This window comes from Acinetobacter sp. 102, assembly GCF_037028485.1.
GTDB classification, from domain to species: domain Bacteria; phylum Pseudomonadota; class Gammaproteobacteria; order Pseudomonadales; family Moraxellaceae; genus Acinetobacter; species Acinetobacter higginsii.
Genome location: NZ_JAZEZK010000040.1, coordinates 1 through 4,959 on the forward strand (window position 1 = coordinate 1; position 4,959 = coordinate 4,959).

Annotated in this window: 4 protein-coding genes; 2 read left to right on the forward strand and 2 right to left on the reverse strand. The window is 34.7% G+C overall.

Features of this window, described 5'->3' with window-relative positions:
* Positions 1 to 232 precede the first annotated feature (232 nt).
* A complete protein-coding gene (repM, locus tag WA352_RS21465; protein ID WP_243793574.1) occupies positions 233 to 1,171 on the reverse strand; it encodes a replication initiation protein RepM in 939 nt (312 codons plus the stop codon).
* 403 nt (positions 1,172 to 1,574) lie between these two features.
* On the opposite strand from repM, the gene WA352_RS21470 reads away from it, so the two are divergent.
* A complete protein-coding gene (locus WA352_RS21470) occupies positions 1,575 to 2,213 on the forward strand; it encodes an AAA family ATPase (RefSeq protein WP_016165569.1) in 639 nt (212 codons plus the stop codon).
* Between the two features lie 2 nt (positions 2,214 to 2,215).
* The gene (locus tag WA352_RS21475; protein ID WP_151833509.1) at positions 2,216 to 2,503 is read left to right on the forward strand and encodes a hypothetical protein; all 288 of its coding nucleotides are present in this window, start codon (positions 2,216 to 2,218) and stop codon (positions 2,501 to 2,503) included.
* Between the two features lie 546 nt (positions 2,504 to 3,049).
* On the opposite strand, the gene WA352_RS21480 is transcribed toward WA352_RS21475, so the two are convergent.
* Positions 3,050 to 4,125, reverse strand: a protein-coding gene (locus tag WA352_RS21480) for an IS3 family transposase (protein WP_317341692.1) whose coding sequence is annotated in 2 segments (ribosomal slippage) — positions 3,050 to 3,873 and positions 3,873 to 4,125 — 1,077 coding nt in all. Because the reading frame shifts where the segments join, the coding sequence is not laid out codon by codon here.
* Positions 4,126 to 4,959: the final 834 nt, after the last annotated feature.

Genomic DNA, 4,959 nt, shown 5'->3' on the forward strand with positions numbered 1-4,959 from the left:
CCTATTTAGGTGACCTCAGTTATAGTATTCCGTGTCAGGAATCTGTCCACTTATTTAAACGGTGATAAGAATTGCAGCAATAAATTATAAAGGCAGGATAGGTGGTTACTTAACCAGCATAAGTTATGTAACTTATGCTAATTCATATTAAAATCACATGAAAGCAATCTTATTTAAAAACTTAGTATGAGAGGGCGTGGTCTTTTGTTTAAAGTGACAATTAACTAAAGGGTTACTTCTTGTATTTAGGAGCATAACCAACTTCTAACAAATAAGAAAAATACTTTCTAACATTATCGCTATCAAGAAGATCACTTGATATCCTTTCCTGAAAGTCTTCTAGAGTCTCTCCACGATGTGCGAAATCATTACCAAATTTTGGATAGTTAGTAATATCACATAGCTTTTTAGCAAAGAATATACATTGCTTAGCTGTCAATTTATAAGTTGGCTCTAAATGAGCACTTGTACTCGTTTTATTTTGTTCTTTTTCTTCAAACATGAAGTGTAATTCTGAAATATTTCTTCCCTCCTTTTTTTGTATATAAGAAACAGTAATATCCGTAAATTTGTTAATTTGATTTAAAGCTACGGTAAGAACCCTTTTTTTAAAGTCTCCCATCTTTTTATATTCATCTTCTATCAATCCGAGTTTTGATCTAAGCTCATCTATAGAAATATATAACTTACCAGTTGATCTCCAACGTATGAGTAACTCATACAGGCGAATAGCATAAATGCTTGTAAGTGGTGAGATTTGTTTAAGTTCATATCTTGTGAACTTTTCTTCAAGTTTTACAAATAAGGGGATAATATCTGGTGCAAAAATTAGTTGGACGCATCCCTCTTCCTTAACATAACCAACTTTTGAAACCCACCTACTTTTGTATATTCCTATTTTTCCAGTTATAGGATCTACTGCTTTATAATTCAAATGCCGTTCAAAAAGATTATCACATGCAGATTGTAACGCTTCATAGGATGCTTGACGTCCTAAATTAAACTGTTTCATGTATTCAGAAGCATGAATCGTAAGTATAGTATCCGAAGTAAGTTCTTTCTCAATTTCTCGAGCAGCAATGATCGCAATTAATATTAGCCTTTGCTCAGATAGATTTAGTGAATACGATGCTTCAACCAAATTATTATCTTTATATACTATGTTACTCATAGGGAGATATATTAAGGAAAATGTTATAAATAGATATATTGACAATACTACTTAACGTCCACAAATGAAAGTATTTTTAATAAAAGAATTTGTCAACTTATGCACAGAATTTGTCAACTTAGAAACAGGAAAAAGTCAACTTATTGGTAGGAATTTGTCAACTTAGAAACAGGAAAAAGTCAACTTATTGGTAGGAATTTGTCAACATATACTTCCTGTATCCCTTTGGTAGTCAAGCTTTGAGCAGAGATATAAATAATAAATTTAAATAAATATATATAAATTCAAAAAGACCATTCTTTTGTGGATAACTTTTTTTTAATTTTTTTTTTCATGATAGTTGATTACTTCATAAATCACCTTTAAATTATATACAAACAAACTTACGTAACTTACATAAATTATGATTATCTTAGTTGGTGGTGAAAAAGGCGGTGCTGGTAAAAGCTGTTTAGCTCAAAATCTTGCAGTTTACTTACAACAAAGTCAAAGAGACGTCCTCTTATTAGATGCTGACCCTCAAGGAACAACAACAGATTGGGTTAAAGAAAGAGATGAAAACGATGAATTAAATAATATTCCATCAGTACAAGCATCAGGGAATATACGTTCAGTTTTAAAAGATTTAGACAAAAGATACCAAGATATTATCATTGATGCAGGTGGACAGGATTCTGAAGCATTACGTTCAGCAATGACTATAGCTACACATATGTTATTGCCGTTTAGACCCAAACGAAGAGATCTAAAAACTTTAGATCATATGGAACAAGTTTTAAAATTAGCAAAAACAGTAAATCCAAATCTGAAAGCTAGAGCAATTATTACTCAGTGTCCAACTCTTCCTTCTCAAGTTCAAAGAATTTTAGATGCAAAAGAGGCATGCAAATCATTTGGTATTGATGCATTGAATTCAATCACAACAAATCGAAATGTTTATGATGATGCAGATGAAAATGGGCTTTCGGTTTTTGAAGTAAATAGTGATCCTAAAGCGAAAGCTGAAATTGAAAGTATTGCAATAGAGTTTTTAGGAGTATAACTATGGCTGGTTTAACTGGACTAAACAAAAAAACTGAACCTACAGAACAAGATAAAATGTTAGATGCATTTATATCTGGTGCAGAAAAGAGGGTAAAGGCTTTAGAATCAAGTGAAAAAAAATTTATTCGTTACACTTTTTCTCTAAATGAAGATATTAGTAAACTAATTGATGAGCTGGTTGTAAAAGGGCAAAATGCAAGAATAAATCGTTCAAGCATTGTTCGAGCAGCTATAGAAAATTTATCGACATATAGTGCAGATGAATTAAAAGAAATATTAAATAAATAATTTAAAAATATCCCCCTTTTTTAAGGGGGATATTTTTTATCCAAGTTAAATTTACTGTAAGCCCCCGGTGAACCCTATAGATATTTTTAAATTCAGCTCAGGTTCCAGCAGTGTGGTAGTAATTTTTCTATTTGAGTTATTTTATATGAAGGCGGCCTTTTCTGCACAGACACGGATCTAGGCTATTCAGCTTGGCTGACTGGATTGATGTCATGATGTTTGATGCACATTGTCAAATTCTCTGTCAAGCTAAACTCTGAATCAATGCTTGTAATTGTTTCACTATGATGAGTTTGAGTCCAGTGAAATGTTGCTTGTTCCAACCGTAGAGCTCTGAATACCCAGTCCATCATGTATTAACACTTTTATACAATGACCACGCTTATTCCAAAACAAGATAACTTCAATGTTGCGATTTGACATGGTCAAAGGCTTTTAGGACATGAGAAAGTGCAGTATAAGTAACTGCTCGCATATCCATGGACTGAGTAGAAAGCCAGATTTCATGGTAATCCTCCCTTAAATAACCGAAGTTAAAAGTAGAGGTTAAGCAGCCAATAGAGGTGGCCGTCCTTTGTTGGCTTGGTGTGGTCTTTCATGATTATAATGCCACAGCCAATTCGTTGCATAATCTTGTACTTCATCCAAAGTATCAAATAAATGTTTGCTCAGCCAACTATAACGTATGGTTCGATTATAGCGTTCAATATATGCATTCTGCTGTGGTTTACCAGGTTGAATATATTCAATACGAATACCCTGTTCTGTTGCCCAGCGTACGAATTCATGACTGATAAACTCAGGGCCATTGTCGCATCTAATCACTAAAGGCTTTTCCCGATATTCCAACAACTGATTGAGTGCTCGAATAACTCGTATGGCAGGTAATGAGAACCCTGCTTCAATGGCTAAGCCTTCCCGACGGTAATCATCAATCACGTTGAGTAATCGAAACTTCCGACCATCGGAAAGCTGATCATGCATAAAATCCAATGACCAGACCTGATTTTCACGGATTGGTTCTTTCAGTGGTTCAGGCGCATGACGTTTTAGTCTTCTTCTTGGCTTAATACGCAGGTTCAAGGTTAACTCACAGTAAATGCGGTAAACCCGCTTGTGATTCCAGCAGTGACTCTTAACATGCCGTAAATATGAGAAGCATAGACCAAAGCCCCAATCGGTATTTTCTTCAGTAAGTTCAATGAGCTGTTCGGCAATGAGTACATTATCATCACTGAGTTTAGCCTGATAACGGTAGCAAGTTTCACTTATGCCAAATGCAGTGCACGCTAAACGGATACTAACAGCATGTTGGGTCACTGCCTGTTGAGCCATCTGACGTCGACAAGATGGCTTTACCACTTTTTTGACATCGCTTCCTGAATAATTTCTGCCTTTAATCGCTCTTCAGCATACATTTTTTTCAGTCTGGTATTTTCTGCTTCCAACTCTTTCAGCCGTGCCATCAAAGATGTATCCATGCCGCCATATTTAGCACGCCATTTATAGAAGGTCGCATTACTCATACCGTGTTCACGACAAAGAGCAGCAACAGGTGTGCCAGACTCCGCTTGCTTCAAGATGGACATGATCTGGCTGTCAGTAAATTTAGATGTTTTCATGCAGAATCTCCTGCTTGTATCTTAAGAGAAAATTCTACTTTTAGATCCTATTATTTTTAGGGGGGATTACCTCATCAATGTGAATCTTGTTGTGAGCACCTTGGGTAATTCTGCCAAAGTCAGTGCTCCTGATACCTTCCGTTTCAGCCCAATCGCTATGTTCGCATCAGGCAAAGTAATGTGAAAGGGTAGTATTGCTGTAATGGATAGATTAAACGTTGCAGGGTAAGGCAATGCAATGAATGTGGGCTTGGGTGGTGCCGAGCTTGTCCTCCATCCATAAGGTGAAACCATCTACATACGAGATTTGCATTTAGTACTTATTGAAAAGCGACTGAAGAGATGGATGTGTTGGGTACTTTACCGGATGCTTACCTTTAATCCTTCATAAATGAGTGTACTAGTGAACAATACCATTATAGCAGTTAGAGTTTAAACTTATTAAACTTATTAAACTTATTAAACTTATTAAACTTATTAAACTTATTAAACTTATTAAACTTATTAAACTTATTAAACTTATTAAACTTATTAAACTTATTAAACTTATTGTTGCTTAAGTGGTCTAACTAAAATTTTGTAGCAGAGAGATCTAATAATAAATGTATTAATAGAGCATACCCTAAAGTTACAATCTGAAAGTTCATGAAATTATGTAACATTTAAATGATTTTTAACCATATATAACATGTAACTTTGATATTTAAGATTTATAATTTACGAAATTGTTCATTTTTATCTAATTGGGGCGTGAAAGAGTGAAAGGCCAAAAAGTAGGGTATGTGCGAGTGAGTGGCACTGTTGCAAATAGAGATTTGAGTCGATGATGTTCCC

Bases quoted from the DNA above. Each gene is read 5' to 3' on its own strand.
- repM (WP_243793574.1), bottom strand. From the start codon at position 1,171: ATGAGTAACATAGTATATAAAGATAATAATTTGGTTGAAGCATCGTAT.
- WA352_RS21470 (WP_016165569.1), top strand. From the start codon at position 1,575: ATGATTATCTTAGTTGGTGGTGAAAAAGGCGGTGCTGGTAAAAGCTGT.
- WA352_RS21475 (WP_151833509.1), top strand. From the start codon at position 2,216: ATGGCTGGTTTAACTGGACTAAACAAAAAAACTGAACCTACAGAACAA.